At 73.7% G+C, this 14915-nt stretch carries 12 protein-coding genes; 8 read left to right on the top strand and 4 right to left on the bottom strand.

Annotated features, from left to right (window positions below; translation table 11 throughout):
• Positions 1 to 338: 338 nt before the first annotated feature.
• Both C2142_RS29605 and C2142_RS40530 read left to right on the top strand, forming a co-directional pair.
• Positions 339 to 1109, top strand: a complete 771-nt coding sequence (locus C2142_RS29605) for a response regulator transcription factor (protein WP_148645770.1) — start codon at positions 339 to 341, stop codon at positions 1107 to 1109.
• Positions 1106 to 2665 (top strand): HAMP domain-containing sensor histidine kinase, encoded by a 1560-nt coding sequence (locus C2142_RS40530; protein WP_241002851.1) that lies wholly within the window; start codon positions 1106 to 1108, stop codon positions 2663 to 2665. The genes C2142_RS29605 and C2142_RS40530 overlap by 4 nt, the downstream gene beginning before the upstream one ends.
• Before the next feature lie 265 nt (positions 2666 to 2930).
• Here C2142_RS40530 and C2142_RS29590 read toward each other — a convergent pair whose 3' ends face one another.
• Entirely contained in the window at positions 2931 to 3491 is a 561-nt protein-coding gene (locus C2142_RS29590) for a TetR/AcrR family transcriptional regulator (RefSeq protein WP_148645769.1), read from the bottom strand.
• A 49-nt stretch (positions 3492 to 3540) separates the two neighbouring features.
• Here C2142_RS29590 and C2142_RS29585 point away from each other — a divergent pair, with 49 nt between their 5' ends.
• A complete protein-coding gene (locus C2142_RS29585) occupies positions 3541 to 4425 on the top strand; it encodes a patatin-like phospholipase family protein (protein WP_148645768.1) in 885 nt (294 codons plus the stop codon).
• A gap of 365 nt (positions 4426 to 4790) precedes the next feature.
• Here C2142_RS29585 and C2142_RS29580 read toward each other — a convergent pair whose 3' ends face one another.
• The gene (locus tag C2142_RS29580) at positions 4791 to 5303 is read right to left on the bottom strand and encodes an SgcJ/EcaC family oxidoreductase (protein ID WP_148645767.1); all 513 of its coding nucleotides are present in this window, start codon (positions 5301 to 5303) and stop codon (positions 4791 to 4793) included.
• A 242-nt stretch (positions 5304 to 5545) separates the two neighbouring features.
• Here C2142_RS29580 and C2142_RS29575 point away from each other — a divergent pair, with 242 nt between their 5' ends.
• Together C2142_RS29575 and C2142_RS29570 are read left to right on the top strand one after the other, a co-directional pair.
• On the top strand, positions 5546 to 6538 hold the full coding sequence (locus C2142_RS29575) for a DUF2332 domain-containing protein (RefSeq protein WP_148645766.1): 993 nt from the start codon (positions 5546 to 5548) through the stop codon (positions 6536 to 6538).
• Between the two features lie 188 nt (positions 6539 to 6726).
• A complete protein-coding gene (locus C2142_RS29570) occupies positions 6727 to 7488 on the top strand; it encodes a MerR family transcriptional regulator (RefSeq protein WP_148645765.1) in 762 nt (253 codons plus the stop codon).
• Positions 7489 to 7700: 212 nt separating this feature from the next.
• Here the strand turns inward: C2142_RS29570 and C2142_RS29565 are convergent, their stop codons facing one another.
• Both C2142_RS29565 and C2142_RS29560 read right to left on the bottom strand, forming a co-directional pair.
• Positions 7701 to 10067 carry an ABC transporter permease gene (locus C2142_RS29565; RefSeq protein ID WP_148645764.1) on the bottom strand — a complete coding sequence of 789 codons (2367 nt, stop codon included), beginning with the start codon at positions 10065 to 10067 and terminating at the stop codon, positions 7701 to 7703.
• Positions 10064 to 10768 carry an ABC transporter ATP-binding protein gene (locus tag C2142_RS29560; RefSeq protein WP_241002849.1) on the bottom strand — a complete coding sequence of 235 codons (705 nt, stop codon included), beginning with the start codon at positions 10766 to 10768 and terminating at the stop codon, positions 10064 to 10066. Before C2142_RS29560 ends, C2142_RS29565 begins: the two co-directional genes overlap by 4 nt.
• Positions 10769 to 11167: 399 nt before the next feature.
• Between C2142_RS29560 and C2142_RS29555 the strand changes: the two genes are divergently transcribed.
• The 3 genes from C2142_RS29555 (at position 11168) to C2142_RS29545 (ending at position 14784) form a co-directional block, all read left to right on the top strand.
• Positions 11168 to 12634 carry a histidine kinase gene (locus C2142_RS29555; protein ID WP_241002848.1) on the top strand — a complete coding sequence of 489 codons (1467 nt, stop codon included), beginning with the start codon at positions 11168 to 11170 and terminating at the stop codon, positions 12632 to 12634.
• Positions 12586 to 13320, top strand: coding sequence for a response regulator transcription factor (locus tag C2142_RS29550; RefSeq protein WP_148645762.1), 735 nt, complete (start codon positions 12586 to 12588; stop codon positions 13318 to 13320). Before C2142_RS29555 ends, C2142_RS29550 begins: the two co-directional genes overlap by 49 nt.
• Before the next feature lie 306 nt (positions 13321 to 13626).
• Complete coding sequence (locus tag C2142_RS29545) at positions 13627 to 14784, top strand: 2-oxoglutarate and iron-dependent oxygenase domain-containing protein (RefSeq protein ID WP_148645761.1); 1158 nt, start codon at positions 13627 to 13629, stop codon at positions 14782 to 14784.
• Positions 14785 to 14915: the final 131 nt, after the last annotated feature.

Here is a 14915-nt window from a genome sequence, read left to right as displayed (position 1 = left end):
GTGGCGGCTGCCCGTCCCGGTGGGACGCACGAACCACCACCGGTCCAGCACGGGTACCCGCGGTACCGACACGGTGAGGGCAGCGCCGAGTCCCAGAGCGGTCCGGCCGGCCCTGCCCGCTCCGATGGCCCCGCCCGCTCCGATGGCCCCGCCCGCTCTGCCACCGGCGGGCACAGGCCGTCCTCGGGTCCTGGCGCTCGGCGGAGAGGTGGCCGGGCGTGGGGCGGGCGGCTTCACCGTTGCCAGGCGGTGGGCCTGCCGGGCGGCTTCGCGGCGTGGGGTGGCGGTGTGGGGTGGCGGTGTGGGGGGCTCCGGGACGGGTCAATAGGGTTCGGGTCGTGCGTGTATTGCTGGTGGAGGACGATGAGCCGGTCGCGGAGTCACTGCGGCGCGGGCTGGTGCGGTACGGGTTCGAGGTCGAGTGGGTGACCACCGGGACGGCCGCGCTGGCCGCCGCCGCACCCTACGACCTGGTGCTGCTGGACCTCGGACTGCCGGACACCGACGGGCTGGACGTCTGCCGGGCACTGCGCCGGCGCGGGGACGTGCCGATCATCGTGATCAGCGCGCGCAGTGACGAGACGGACCGGGTCGTCGGGCTGGAGATCGGCGCGGACGACTACGTCTCCAAACCGTTCGGGGTGCGCGAGGTGATCGCCCGGATCAGGGCGGTGATGCGGCGGGTGCAGCCGAAGGCCCAGCCGACGACCGGTCCGGACCGGTACGGCGCACGGCTCACCGTCGACCGGAAGGCGGCACGGGTGTGGCTGGACGGGTCGGAGGTGGCGCTCACGCCGAAGGAGTACGACCTGCTGGCCTTCCTGACGGAGGAGCCGGGCGCGCTGATGTCGCGCGAGCAGATCATGGAGGCGGTCTGGGACGCCAACTGGTTCGGACCGACCAAGACGCTGGACGTGCACGTGGCCGCACTGCGGCGCAAGCTCGCCGGGGCCGTGGCGATCGAGGCGGTGCGCGGCGTGGGCTTCCGGCTGGTGATCGCCGGCCCGGAGGCCGTCGGCCCGCGGGACGGGGGCCCGGGGAACGGCGGCCCGGGGAACGGCGGCCCGGCACTTGGCGGCCCGGCGGCCGACGGTGGGCGCGTTTCGTGATCCGTCGGCTGATCGTCAGCTACGTCCTGCTGGTCGGCGTGGCCCTGGCGGCCTTCACCGTGCCGGTGGCGTTCACGCTCACCGCCCAGCTGCGCGGCGACACCGAGGAGTCGGTGCGCCGCGAGGCGACCACCATGGCGCTGCTGCTCGGCGACGGTGACGAGCCCGCCCGGCAGGCGCTGGCCCGGGTCGCGGGGGCGTACGCGGACGAGACACCGGGGACGGTGGAGGCGGTGGCCGCCGACGGGACGGCCGTTCCGCCACTGCCCCTGCCCGCCCACCCCGCGGACCGCGCGTTCACCGACGCGCTGCGGAGCGGGCGGAGCACAGCGGACTGGGGTTCGAGCCTCGTCTGGGGACCGGAGTTGGTGGTCACCGTCCCCGCACATGCCCGGTCGGGTGCGGCGGGGGCGGGCGCGGGGGCGGGCGCGGCGGGCCCGGGCGCCAGCACCGGCGGTGCAGTCGGTGCCGCCGGTACGCCCGGTCCTGCCGGCCCTGCCAGTACTGGTGGTGCTGGTGGTCCTGGGAGCACTGCCGGTGCCACCGGCGGGGGGCGGATCGTCGGCGCGGTGCGCATCCGGTATGCGACCGCCGACCTCAGCGACCGGCTCTGGCGGATCTGGGGCTTCCGCGCGATCCTCGCCGTCGGCGTGATCGCGGTGGCCGCCGGGCTCGGCGCGATCGTGGCCCGGCTGCTCACCAAGCCGCTGCGGCAGCTCAACGACATGGCCAGCCGGTTCAGCGACGGGGATCTCACCGCCCGCTCCCCCGTCACCGGCCCGCAGGAGACCCGGACGCTGGCCCGGACCCTGAACCAGGGCGCCGAGCGGCTCGACACCCTGGTCGCCTCCCAGCGGATCTTCGTCGCGGACGCCTCGCACCAGCTGCGCACCCCGCTCACCGCGCTGCGACTCTCCCTCGACAACATCGCCGACGGCGTCGACGACGAGTTCGTGCGCGAGGACGTGGACCAGGCCACCGCCGAGGTCGTCCGGATGAGCCGGCTGGTCAGCGGCCTGCTGGTGCTGGCCCGGGCCGAGGCCAAGGTCTCGGCCCCGGAGCCGCTGGCGCTGCGCGAGCTGGTCGAGGAGCGGCTCAGCGTCTGGCGGCCCGCCGCCGACGAGCGCGGGGTCACCATCGCGCTCACCGGGGACCGCGACGAGCGCCTGCACGTGCTGGCCGGCCCCGGCAACCTGGACCAGGTACTGGACAACGTGCTCTCCAACGCCCTGGAGGTCTCCCCCGACGGTGCCACCATCACCGTCCGACTGGAGGCGGCGGCCGGGGACGAGGTGGTGCTGGAGGTGCTCGACCAGGGCCCGGGCATGTCCGCCGCCGAGCAGTCCCGGGCGTTCGACCGGTTCTGGCGGGGCCAGGGCCTCACCGGGCGCTCGGGCTCGGGTCTCGGGCTCGCCATCGTCAAGCAGTTGGTGACCGACGACGGCGGCACGGTGGCCCTGCGGGACGCGTCCGGTGGCGGGCTGGCGGTCCGGATCGGCCTGCGGGCGACCGGCCTGCGGACCGACGCCCGCACCGGCCCGCGGCCCCGGGCTTAGAGGCCGCGCAGACAGGCGCGGTGCTGGTACCCCGACAGCAGAACGAACGCGGCGCCTGCTCGGCCGCATCGCGCGCAAGGGCAGGGCGGCGCGGATCCGGGCCAGTCAGGTTGGCACGTCGAACGCCAACGCACCCACGCCTGGCGGAACGCCTCCCACCCGCCCCACCCGACTCCCACCTGCCCTGCCCGCTGCTACGAGCGTACGAGCGCCGGGCCTCCGTCATCGATGCCCTTGTTCGACCTCAGAACCTTGCCAGGACCGCTCACCGGTCCAGGAGTTCGGCGAAGCGGTCCAGTGCACGATCGGTGCGGTGGCGGTCGCCGGTAGCTGTGAGATCGAACAGCAGACCCCGGATGACGGCCATGACCAACGTGGGCGTGACGGTGTCGTCAGGACCGGTGGAGACGTCGCGGAAGGTGGTGCCGAGCGTGTCGAACCAGTCCGTGATCGCCTCGCCCTGGTCGGGGTAGCTCTCGGGGTGCACCAGTCCGTCGGCGTGCACCTCGAAGAACAGCCGGACGAACGGCGCACGTTCGTCCGCGCTCATCCACGCCCAGATGCCACGCAGTCGCTCCTGCACGGAGCCCGTCTTCGGTGGAAGGCGCTCGGCCAGGCGCGCAGCACCTCGGCGACGGGCCTCGGCGAGGACCGCCGCGACCAGCTCCTGTTTGCTGCCGAAGTCGTAGAGCAGCATCCGTGGGCTGGTGTCGAGGGCTGCGGCCAGCGGCCGCAGGCTCAGCCCGGCCAAGCCGTGCGCCAGCACGTAGTCGGTCGCCTGCGCCAGCGTGCGCTCGCGACGGTTGGGATCGGCGGGTCGCCCCACGGTGGCTCTCCTTTCGGCAACTCGGAGTTGACACTGCTTCAGCGAGTATATGGTACGACTGTTTCAAGAACGAGGGGAGATCACCGTGCACACCTTCAACCGAGCACTCGTCCTGGGCCCCGGGGCTCACGTCGGCACCGCCTGGATGGCAGGGCTGGCCCACGGATTGCGCCGCGATGGCGTGGAACTGGGCGAAGCCGACCTGATCGTCGGGACGTCGGCCGGCGCGATCGTCGGAGCGCTACTCGCCACCGGCCAGGACCCGGGGCGGCTCGCGACATCGGCCCGCCAGGCGGCTCACCAGGTCAAGGCCGACCCCGGCCGGAGGGGCGAGGTGTTCGCCGTACTCGGCGACCGCAGCCTGGAACCCGGCGAGGCCAGGCGTCGCGTCGGCCGGCTCGCGCTCGACGACACCGACCTCCAGGCCGAGGAGGCGCTGATCGCCGGGCGCGCCGCCTTGATCGGTGCGGACACGTGGCCGGAGCGGCGGCTGCTGATCGCCGCCGTGGACGCCACCACCGGCGAGCCCGTGGTGTGGGACCGCGACAGCGGCGTGCCGCTGGTGCACGCGGTCGCAGCGAGCAGTGCCTTCCCCGGGGCCGCGCCGCCCGTTGCCATCGACGGCCGGCGGTACATGGACGGTGCGCTGCGTGCGGGCCCCAACGCCGATCTCGCCGTCGGGGCCCGCACCCTGGTCGTGGTCGAGCCGATGGCCCACCTGTTCCCTCGGGAGCCACTCGACCAGCAGCTGACGGCCGTAGGGGCAGGCACCGTGGCGACCATCGGCCCCGATCCGGCCTCGGTGCGCGCTTTCGGCTCGGACATGGGCGACCTCGCAGCCTGGGAACCGGCCTACCAAGCGGGTCTTCGCCAGGCGGGCGACGTCAACGCGCAGCTCCGCTCCATGTGGAGGGCAGGAGCCGACGCGGCCTGACCGCCGATCAGGTCGTTGATGCGTGGGCGCCGGGACAGGCCACCGGAGGGGTCGCCGCGCAGGCCGGCCCCTCCGGCAGCACAGGCGCGGGCCTCCCCGGTGATCACGGAGCGTCTCAACTCCGTGATCACCAAGACCTGTGCCCGTCCTCCTTGCGGGGTAGTCCCACCACGCCTGTCCGCGCCATCTCTTAGCAGTCAGCCCGGGGCGGCATCCGGCTCGGACGTGGCTTTCGGCTCGGACGCGGCCGTCGTCCCGGGCGTCGGCGTTCGGCCTGGGCCTCGGCGTTCGTCCCGGGCGTCGGCGTACAGCCCGGCCCGGGCGTCGGCGTACGGCCCGGCCTGGGCGTCGGCGTACGGCCGGGCTCAGCCCTCGGCCGGGAGGACCGAGGAGTGGTGGTTGACGATCAGCCACTTGCCGCCGCGCTTCTCGTACTCGTAGGTGTAGCGGGCCTCGACGGCCTTGGTGGCGCCGGTCGCCGGGTCGGTGAGGTGGAAGCGGTAGAGACCGGCGTCGATGGCCGAGTTGGCGTCCAGGATGTTGATCACCGAACGGATCTTCTCGCCGCGCGGCTTCTTCTGCAGGAAGTGCTCGAAGTAGTCCGCGATCTCCGCGTGGTTGGTGCGGATCTTCGGCGAGGCGGTCGGCAGGAGCACCGCGTCCTGGGCGTAGCGGTCGGCGACCTTCTCCGGGTCGCCGGTCTGCAGGGCCGCGTTCCACTGGTCGAAGAGACCGGCTATCTCGCGCTCGGTGACCTTGCCGCGCCGGCTCTGCTCGTCGCCGGCCTGGGCCACGCCGACGCCGGCGGTGAAGGTGCCGACGGCGGCGGCGGCCGCAGCCGTGGCGATCACGGCGCGGGTGCGGATCTTGGGGTTCATCGGGGCTCCTGCTCCGGGGAGTTGGCTGTGTCGGACGTGGATTCACTCTCGCGGCGGGCGGGTTAGCACCCGTACAGCGGACGGCAAAGGCGCAGACAAGGCTCTGCCAAAATCATGGGGACCACTGGAATGGGGACCACTGGAGACGCGAGGGGCGTGAGGGGCGCAGCGGCCGTAACCGGACAACCGCGCCGGGGAGCAGGCGAGGCGGCGCCCCCGAGGACCGTACGGAGGGGAAAACCATGACGCGGAGCGCGGAAGTACCGGACGTGCGCGAGCTGTACCGGGCGTTTGCGGCACGTGAGGCCCGAGGGCACTCGCCGAGCTACCGGGAACTCGCCGAACAGGCGGCCGAGGACGTGGCGTTGATGGAGCTGGTCGGCGAACTGCCCGCCGGCAAACGGCAGCCCAACCTGCTGCTCGGCGCCGTCCGCCACCTCGGCGGGCCGACCGGCCAGGGCTACCCGGTGTTCCGGGCCTGGACGTCCGCGCACTGGGAGGACGTCCGCGCGGCGATGCTGCGCCGCCGGACGCAGACCAACGAGCCGGGCCGCTGCGCCACCCTGCTGCCGGTGCTGGCCACCCTGCCGCAGCCGCTCGCCCTGATCGAGGTGGGCGCCTCGGCCGGGCTCTGCCTGTACCCGGACCGGTACCGCTACCGGTACGACGGGCGGCCGGAGTTCGGCGACGCGCAGAGCCCGGTGACGCTGGACTGCGCGACGTCCGGCCCGGTGCCCTTCCCGGCGCGGCTGCCCGAGGTGGTCTGGCGGGCCGGGATCGACCTCAACCCGCTCGACGTCCACGACGAGGACGACATGCACTGGCTGGAGGCCCTGGTCTGGCCGGAGCAGACCCACCGGCTGGAACGGCTGCGCGGCGCCGTGCAGGTCGCCCGGGCGGAGCCGCCGGAGCTGGTGCGCGGCGATCTCAACGAGGCGGTCCGCGAGCTGGTGGGCCGGGTCCCGGAAGGGGCGACGCCGGCGGTGTTCCACAGTGCCGTGCTCAGCTACCTGCCGCCCGAGGCGGTGGAGCGGTTCACGGAGACGATGCGGACGCTGCCCGGGCACTGGATCTCCAACGAGGCTCCGGCCGTCCTGCCCTCCGTGGGCCGACGGCTGCCGCCCGCGCGGGTGCCGGACGACCGCGCACTGTTCGCGCTCGCCCTCGACGAGCGGCCGGTGGCGCTCACCGGGCCGCACGGGCAGTCCCTGGACTGGCTCGGCGAGCAGCGCTGAGATCGGGCCGGCGCGGCGGGTGAGGGCCGGGGACTCGACCGCGGGACTTGAAGTTGCCGCAACGGCAGCTTCTACCGTCCTGTTCAGGGCCGGACGGACCGGCCCGGTGGCACACGTGAGAACGGTGGTGGCCGGAGGCCGGGGCACGCCCGATGGCCGCCGGTCTCCCGCAGTGGGAGGAGACGGCGATGGCCTGGTCGATCGCTGAGGTGGCCCGGATGTCCGGTGTGACCGCCAGGACGCTCCGGCACTACGACGAGATCGAGCTGCTGCCACCTGCGTGGATCGGCTCCAACGGTCACCGCTACTACGAGGAGCGTGAATTGCTGAGGCTGCAGCAGGTCCTCGTTCTGCGGGCGCTCGGGGTGAGCCTGTCCGAGGTCGGCCGGATCCTGGCCTCGCAGGTGGACGAGCTGGAGGCCCTGCGGGGCCACCACCGTCAGCTGCTCGCCGAGCGCGACCGGCTCACCGCCCTGGCCGCCACCGTGTCCCGCACGATCACCGAACTGGAACAGTCCAGAAAGGACGGTAGGCCCATGACCGGCATCAACCGACCGGAGAACCTCTTCGAGGGCATCCAGCCCGCCCAGTACGAGGACAGCCTGCGCGACTACCCCGAGCTGGCCGAGGAGATCGGGCGGGCGACCGCGACAATGACCGAGGCCGAGATCGAAGCCGGACAGCGTGAGCGCACCGCGCTGATGATCAGGCTGGCCGAGCTGATGGCCGCCGGCACCCCCGCCGACGCCGACGCCGTCCAGGCCGAGGTCGACGGGCAGTACCAGGCGGTCGCCGCGCTCCGCCCGCTCTCCGCCGAGGAGTACCGCGCGATCGGCCGCTCGTGCGTGGAGAACGAGCAGTGGCGCGCCGCGTACGAGGCCATCACCCCGGGCCTGGCCGCCTACCAGCGGGACGCCATCGAGGCGTACGCCACCACCCGGCTGACCTGAGCCGGCCGGCGCGAGGCGGACGGCGCGAGGACGGGCGGCGCGAGGACGGGCGGCGCGAGCTGTCGGCCTGAGGCGGGCGGCTCGGGCCGGGCCGTCGCCCCGGAAGGACGGGTTCCGGGGCGACGGCCCGGCACTGGGCGGCCTGCTGCGCCGCCGCACGGTACGCAGCTGCTCAAGCCTCCGTCACTCGGTGTTCCGTCGGCGGGGCGCCATCACTCGGTGCGCAGCGCCGCCACCGTCCGCGTGCGGGCCGCCCAGGTGGCCGGCGGCAGGGCGCCGAGCAGCGCCATCACCAGCCCGCCGAGTATCAGCGGCAGGACGACGCGCGGTTCGAAGACCGCGAGGTCCGCCTCGGGTACGCCCGTCCCCGCAGCGCGGGCCATCGCCGGGACTATCCAGTGGTGCAGGGCGACCCCGGACGGGACGCCGACCAGGCCTGCGAGAAGGCCGCTGCCGCAGACCGAGGTGAGCACCATCCCGACGGTCTGCCGGGGCAACATCCCGAGCGCCTTGAGCACCCCGAGGTCGTGGACCCGCTCCCGGGTATCCAGCAGGACGGTGTTGAGCACCCCGAGACCGGCCACCGCGACCAACAGCAAGGTGAGTACGGCGGCCAGCGAGTTCATCGCAAGGACGGTGATGTTCAGCTGCGTCCCGCCCGGCTCCGCCTCAAGGCCGAGCGGCCGCAGCGCATCGCCAAGCGCGTCCGCGTAGGCCTGCCGGTCGACGCCGGGCACGAGGTCAATGTGGAACCGTATGGACGCCGGCAGCACGGAGGTGCCGAGCGGGGTCAGGGTCGATCGGTCGGTCAGGAGCACGTCGGTCGTGGAGAGCGCCTCACCGACGATCCGCACCGGGGCGCTGCGGCGGCCGTTGTCGGTGAGGGTGATCGTGTCGCCGACCCGTACCTGGTTGGTGGCCAGGAACCCGGATCCCACCACCGCTTCTCCCCCGCCGTGGAACCACCGGCCGGAGATCATCCGGTACCCGCTCCGGGAGGAATCTCCCCCGTAGGCAACCACGTCGGCCCGCCCGGTGTGGTCGGCCACGGTGACCGGGGCGAGAACGGTGCTGAACCAGGCCCCGGTGCCCGGGCGGGCGGTGATCGCGGCCGCGACGGCGGCCTCGTCCAGGCGGTCGACGCCTTCGGCCGGACGGTCCATCGGAGGAGCCGCGACGACCGCGCCGGCATGGTCGGCGTTGAGCCCGTCCTGGATCCCGTTCATGGAGACTGCCAGGCCCACGCCGAGCGTCACCCCGACCGTTCCGAGCAGCACCGCCGCCGTGGTGGTGGCCGTGCGCACCGGCCGGGTGAGCGGGCCGGCCAGGCCCAGGCTCAGCGCGCGCGGCACCGGCATCCGTGCCAGCAGCCGCTGGGTCGCCGCGACGGTCCGGGAGGCCCCGGGTCGGGTCCCCGGCGCTGTCCGCCCCACGGCGAGCGCTTCGACGGTGCGCAACCGGCCGGCCCGGAGTGCGGGCACCAGTGCCGTCCCGGCGACCGCCGCGAGCGCCAGTGCCGGGACGACCAGGTCGACCCAGAGCGGAATGCCGAGCAGGCCGCTGCGCAGCGCCTTGTCCGCCAGGCCGAGGACGGGAACCGCCAGCGCGTTCCCCCCGAGGACGCCGAGGGCCGTCCCGACCGATGCCGGGACGAGCGCCTGCCCCACATAGGCGCGGGCGACCTGCGCAGGGGTGAATCCCAGTGACTTCAGGATGCCGATCCGCCGGGTGGCGGCGGTGACCGCACCGCTGACCACCACCCCGATGGTCAGCACGGACATCGCGAGGCCGAGCAGGCCGAAGGCGACGACGAACGGGACGAAGGTCTCCGCCGTCCGGTCGGCGCTCCGCTTGGCCGGGAGGTACGAGGTGGCTCCGGTCAGCGCGCCCGGCGGCAGGGCGGCGGCGAGCGCCGCACGGTCGGCGTCCACCTCGGTATCGGTGCCGGCGTGGGCGAAGCGGTAGAGCAGCTGGACCTGCTCCGTACTGCCGGGTGCGGTGAGCGCGGCGGCCTGCGCGGGGGCGACCCAGCCGTCCGCGCTCCAGGAGACCGAGGCGGCCAACCCGACCACGGTCAGCGTCGGGCTGCCGGGCAGGTCGGGGAAGGTCATCCGGTCACCGAGGGCCAGCGGGGAGCGGCCGTCCGGGAGGACGACCTCACCCGGCCCTGCGAGCCACCGGCCGAGCGTCACCCGCAGGCCGTCCAGCGGCTCGTCGAGGGTACGGGCGACGAGGGTCACCGGGGGCAGTGCGCCGCCCACCGGGAGCACGCTGGTGTTCTCACCCACGTGCGGCCGCAGCGGCAGCGCCGGATACGGGCCTGCCAGGGCCGTCACCCCCGGGGCGTGGGCGGTGGCGGCGAGCTGCGTCGGGGTGGCCTTCGCCTGGTCCACAAGGACATTGAGGTGAGCACCACGCTGCTGGACGAAAGCCTGGTCGAACGGCCCCTGGGCCGCGGCCAGCAGCCCGGCGGCGAGGACGCAGGCCGTGACGGCCATCATCGTGGTGAGCACCATGACCAGCGTCTGCACCCGCTTTCGGCCGACGCCGGCCCGGACCACCTTGCCGAGCGCGCTCATCGGGCGGCCCCCGCACGGGGTGTGTCGCGGTGCAGGACGCCGTCGAGGAGCTCGATCGTCCGGGTGGCACAGGCCCCGGCGAGGGCGGTGTCGTGGGTGACCAGCAGGATCGTCTGGCCCTCCGCGTTCAACTCGCTGAGCAGTGACCGGACATCGGCGGCGGAGGCGGTGTCCAGGGCACCGGTCGGCTCGTCGGCGAGCAACAGCGGAGGCCGGTTCATCAGGGCCCGGGCCACCGCGACGCGCTGGCGTTCGCCGCCGGAGAGTAGGCCGGGAAACGTCCGGGCGTGCCGGGCCATGCCGAGCCGGTCCAGCAGCTCGGCGGCCCGGCCCCGGGCCCGGGCGCGGCTGACCCCGGAGAGCTGGGCGGGGAGCAGCACGTTGTCCTCGACGCTGAGGTCGTCCAGCAGGTTGAAGAACTGGAACACCATGCCGATCCGGGCCCGCCGGTACCCCGCCAGCGCGGCCTCGCCCAGTTGGTGGACGGCGACCCCGTCCACCGTCACGCTGCCCGTGCTGGGACGGTCGAGGCCGGCGATCAGGTTGAGCAGGGTGGACTTGCCGCTGCCGGAGCGGCCGAGCACGGCCAGCGCCTCGCCGGCCCGGACCTCCAAGTCCAGCCCAGCGAGCGCCGGGCGGGCGGTACCGGACGTGTCGTAGGTCTTGCTGACATCGCGAAGCTGGATGATCGGCGCGGTCACGGGCCCTCCAGAGGACGGGAACAGGGGCGGTTCGGAAACGGGGATACGGGGCGCGTTCAAGGACGGGGCGGGACCGGGCAGGGGACGGATGACGGAGCGGGGACGGGTTCTGGCCCCGGCCGGAGCAGAACGGCCCGGACTGCGGGCAGAGGCGGATCCGACCTCGGAAGGCCCCGGGTCGGCTGACGGGAACGACGCTACGAACCGATGGCAAGGCCTCGACAGACGGCTGGACGGCCTCCTTGGGGTGTACTCAGGTACACCTCGGATTCGGGGTTCAGACGCCGTGCGCCGCCGGTGGACCGCCCGGCAGACTGGCCACCGCATTGATCGACGGGCCCGGTCCGGGCTCAGCCGGGAACGATGCCGAACGACGCTGCAACAGGCGGGAGGTGCGTGATGAGCACGATGGTGGTGGCCAGGGCGGTCGCACGGGTGGGTCAAGCGCTCAGGGACAGCGTGCGCGCGCTGTACGCGGTCACCCTGGCGGTGGCAGGAGCGGCTGCCGTGCTGGCAGCTCCCGTCCTGGTGCTCGCCGCCCTGCTGGGCCCTGACGACTCGTCCGCGCCCAACCGGTTCCGTGCGCTGACCGCGATGTTCCTGGCGACGCTGCCTGTCGTCGTCTGGGCGCTGAGCTGGGCCACCGGGGCGGCCGGACGGGCGGCGGGGGCCGCACTGCTCGCACCGGGACTGCTGGCGGTGACGGCCACGGTGATCTACGGAGGCGCGCCGCCGAGCGGCCGCTCCGGGGCACTGCTGCTGGCACTTCCGATGCTCGTGATCGGGATGCTCGCCGCGCGCTGGGTGGCGGCGGAGACGAGGCGGCTGGTCGGCCTCTGGAGCGGCACGGCGATAGCGCCGCCGTACCGGCCGACGGCCACCAGGGGACCGCGCTGGCGGAGGCTGTGGCGTCAGGCCGGGAGCTGGCCGGGTGATCCGGCGATGTGGCGCGACACGGCTTGGGCGGTGCTGTCCGGCTGCGCCGTCCTGCTCACTGCCGTGGCACTACTCATGGTCCCGGCGCTGGTCCAGGTGTTCGGCCGGGGCAACCGGTTCATCTCGCTGCTGATGCTCTACACGATGGCGCTCTGGCTGGCACCGCCTGTCGCGCTGTGGGCCGCCCGGCCCGTGCTGACGCTGCACGAGCGGGCCGCCCGTGCCCTGTTGGGGTCCTCCCGCCGGACCGAGCTGGCACTCCAGGTCAGCCATCTGACCCGAACGCGGGCCGACACCATCGACGCCGGAGCGGCCGAACTACGCCGGATCGAGCGGGACCTTCACGACGGAGCACAGGCCCGGCTGGTGGCGCTGGGGATGCTGCTGAGCGTGGCCGAGCAGCTGCTCGACCACGACCCCCAGGCTCTGCGCCCGTTGCTCGCCGAGGCCCGGACGTCCTCGGCCAAGGCGCTGGGCGAGTTGCGCGACCTGGTCCGGGGCATCCACCCGCCGGTACTCGCCGACCGCGGTCTGGCCGACGCGGTGCACGCCATGGCACTCGACCTGCCGCTGCCGGTCCGGGTCACCGGCGGGCTGCCGGGCCGGCCTCCCGCACCGGTGGAGTCCGCGGCCTACTTCGCGGTGAGCGAGCTGCTGGCCAACGTGGTCAAGCACGCCGGCGCCGGCCGGGTCTGGATCGAGATCGGCCACGACGCCGACGGGCTGCTGCGGATATCGGTGACCGACGACGGGCACGGCGGCGCCGACCCGTCCAAGGGAACCGGCCTGCGCGGAACAGAGCGCCGGCTGGCCGCGTTCGACGGGGTGCTCGCCGTCAGCAGCCCGCCGGGCGGCCCGACCATCGCACAGCTGGAGATTCCGTGCGCGTTGTCATCGCCGAAGACCTTTTCCTCCTCCGGGACGGCCTGACCCGACTGCTGGAGGCGAACGGTATGACGGTCACCGCGGCCGTCGAGACCGGCGCCGAGCTGCTCGCGGCAGTGGCCGCGGACCGGCCGGACATCGCCGTCGTGGACGTCCGGCTGCCGCCCTCGTTCACCGACGAGGGCCTGCGGGCCGCCCTCGTCGCCCGCCAGCGACAGCCCGGGCTGCCGGTCCTGGTGCTCTCGCAGTACGTCGAGCAGCTCTACGCCCGCGAGCTGCTCGCGGACGGCAGCGGCGGGATCGGCTACCTGCTCAAGGACCGCGTCATGGACGGCACCCAGTTCCTCGACGCGGTACGGCGGGTCGCACAGGGCGGCACAGCCATGGACCCGGAGGTGATCAGCCGGCTGCTCACCCACAACTCCTCGTCGGGCCCGGTCGCGTCGCTCAGCCCGCGCGAACGGCAGGTGCTCGCGCTGATGGCGGAGGGCCGGTCGAACGCGGCCATCGCCCAGCAGTTGGTGATCACCGAGCGGGCGGTCGCCAAACACACCGCGTCGATCTTCGTCCGGCTGGACCTCCTGCCCTCGGACGACGACAACCGGAGGGTTCTCGCCGTGCTGGCCTACCTCAACGACCACAACGACCACGGGGACCAGAACGGCCGCGGTGATCACGGTGGCCGCAACGACCGCAGTGACCGCAGGGGGATCGGCAGCCTCCATGTCTGACCAACTTCCGTCACTCGACACGTACACGACAACAGAATCGGACCGGGGTCTCCCCGCCGCTACCACCGTCATTTACGCTGGTGACGTGCTCATCCTTGTTCGCCGCCGCCACGTGGACCTGCTCCGCGTGACGACCATGTCCTGTCGACGCTCCGGCTGAACCTCGCGCCTCCCACCCTCATGCGCGGTCCTCAACAGACCGCGTCCCCCTTCCCGGCCCCCGGGCACCCGCCGCACCAGGCGTGGCCCCGGCGCCCCCGGTCGACCACCGGGAACGGTCGGGACGAGACCCAGCGGATGTCACCCATGACGCAGCAGCACTCCTCCACCACCCCGTCCGCATCCACGGACGCCCGCTCGAACACCCCCGCGGGCACGTCCGCGGATGCCCCCGCGGGCACGTCCGCGGATGCCCCCGCGGACATCTCCGCCGACGCCTCCGCAGGCGCCCTCCCGGTGATCGACCTCTCGCTCGCCGACGGCAGCCCCGAGGACCGCCTCCGGCTGCACGACGAGCTGCGGGCCGCGGCCACCGGCGTCGGCTTCTTCCAGCTCGTCGGGCACGGGGTGACCCCGGCCGAGACGGCCGCCCTCACCGCGGCGATGCGGGCCTTCTTCACCCTGCCCGAGGCCGACCGGCTCGGCGTGAGCAACCTCAACTCCCCGCACTACCGCGGCTACACCCGCACCGGCGACGAGCGCACCGGCGGCAGCCAGGACTGGCGCGACCAGCTGGACATCGGCGCCGAGCTGCCCCCGCACGTCCCGGGGCGCAGCGAGCCGCCGTACTGGTGGCTGGAGGGTCCGAACCAGTGGCCTGCGGCGCTCCCGGAGCTGCGGACCGCCGCGCTCGGCTGGATCGACCGCCTCGGCGACGTCGCCAAGCGGCTACTGCACGAGCTGCTCACCGCGATCGGCGCCCGGCCCGACTTCTACGACTACGCCTTCGACGGCCACCCGCACCTGCGGCTGAAGCTGGTCCGCTACCCCGGGACGGCCCCCGACGGCGCCGGCCAGGGTGTCGGTGCGCACAAGGACTACGGCTTCATCACCCTCCTCCTCCAGGACACCGTGGGCGGCCTCCAGGTGGAGCGTCCGGACGGCGGCTTCCTGGAGGTCCCGCCGATGGAGGGTGCCTTCGTGGTCAACCTGGGCGAGCTGTTGGAGGTCGCCACCGACGGCTACCTCAAGGCGACCAGTCACCGCGTGGTCAGCCCGCCCGGCGCGCGGGAGCGCTTCTCCGTCCCGTTCTTCTACAACCCGCGCCTCGACGCCCACATAGAGCCGCTCGACTTCCCCCTGGCGCACCACGCCCCCGGCGCCACCCAGGACCCGGCGAACCCGCTCTTCGCCGAGTTCGGCCTCAACGAGTGGAAGGGGTACACCCGGGCCCACCCCGAGGTCACCCGCCGCCACCACCCCGAGCTGGCCGAGTCCACCCCGGCAGGACCGGCCCGCTCCTGAACGGACCCGCACCCGCCTGCCCCCGAACCGGCTCGACACCGGCCCACCACCGGCCCACCACCGGCCTGCACCCCCTCCGCCCCAGCCCGAGGGGACGCAGGCCGTCCCCTCCGACGGGCCCCGCCCGAGCC

This window comes from Streptomyces sp. CB01881 (genome assembly GCF_002953255.1).
GTDB lineage: Bacteria > Actinomycetota > Actinomycetes > Streptomycetales > Streptomycetaceae > Kitasatospora.
The sequence above is the reverse complement of the archived record's forward strand: the minus strand, read 5'-3'. Positions and strand labels throughout refer to the sequence as shown.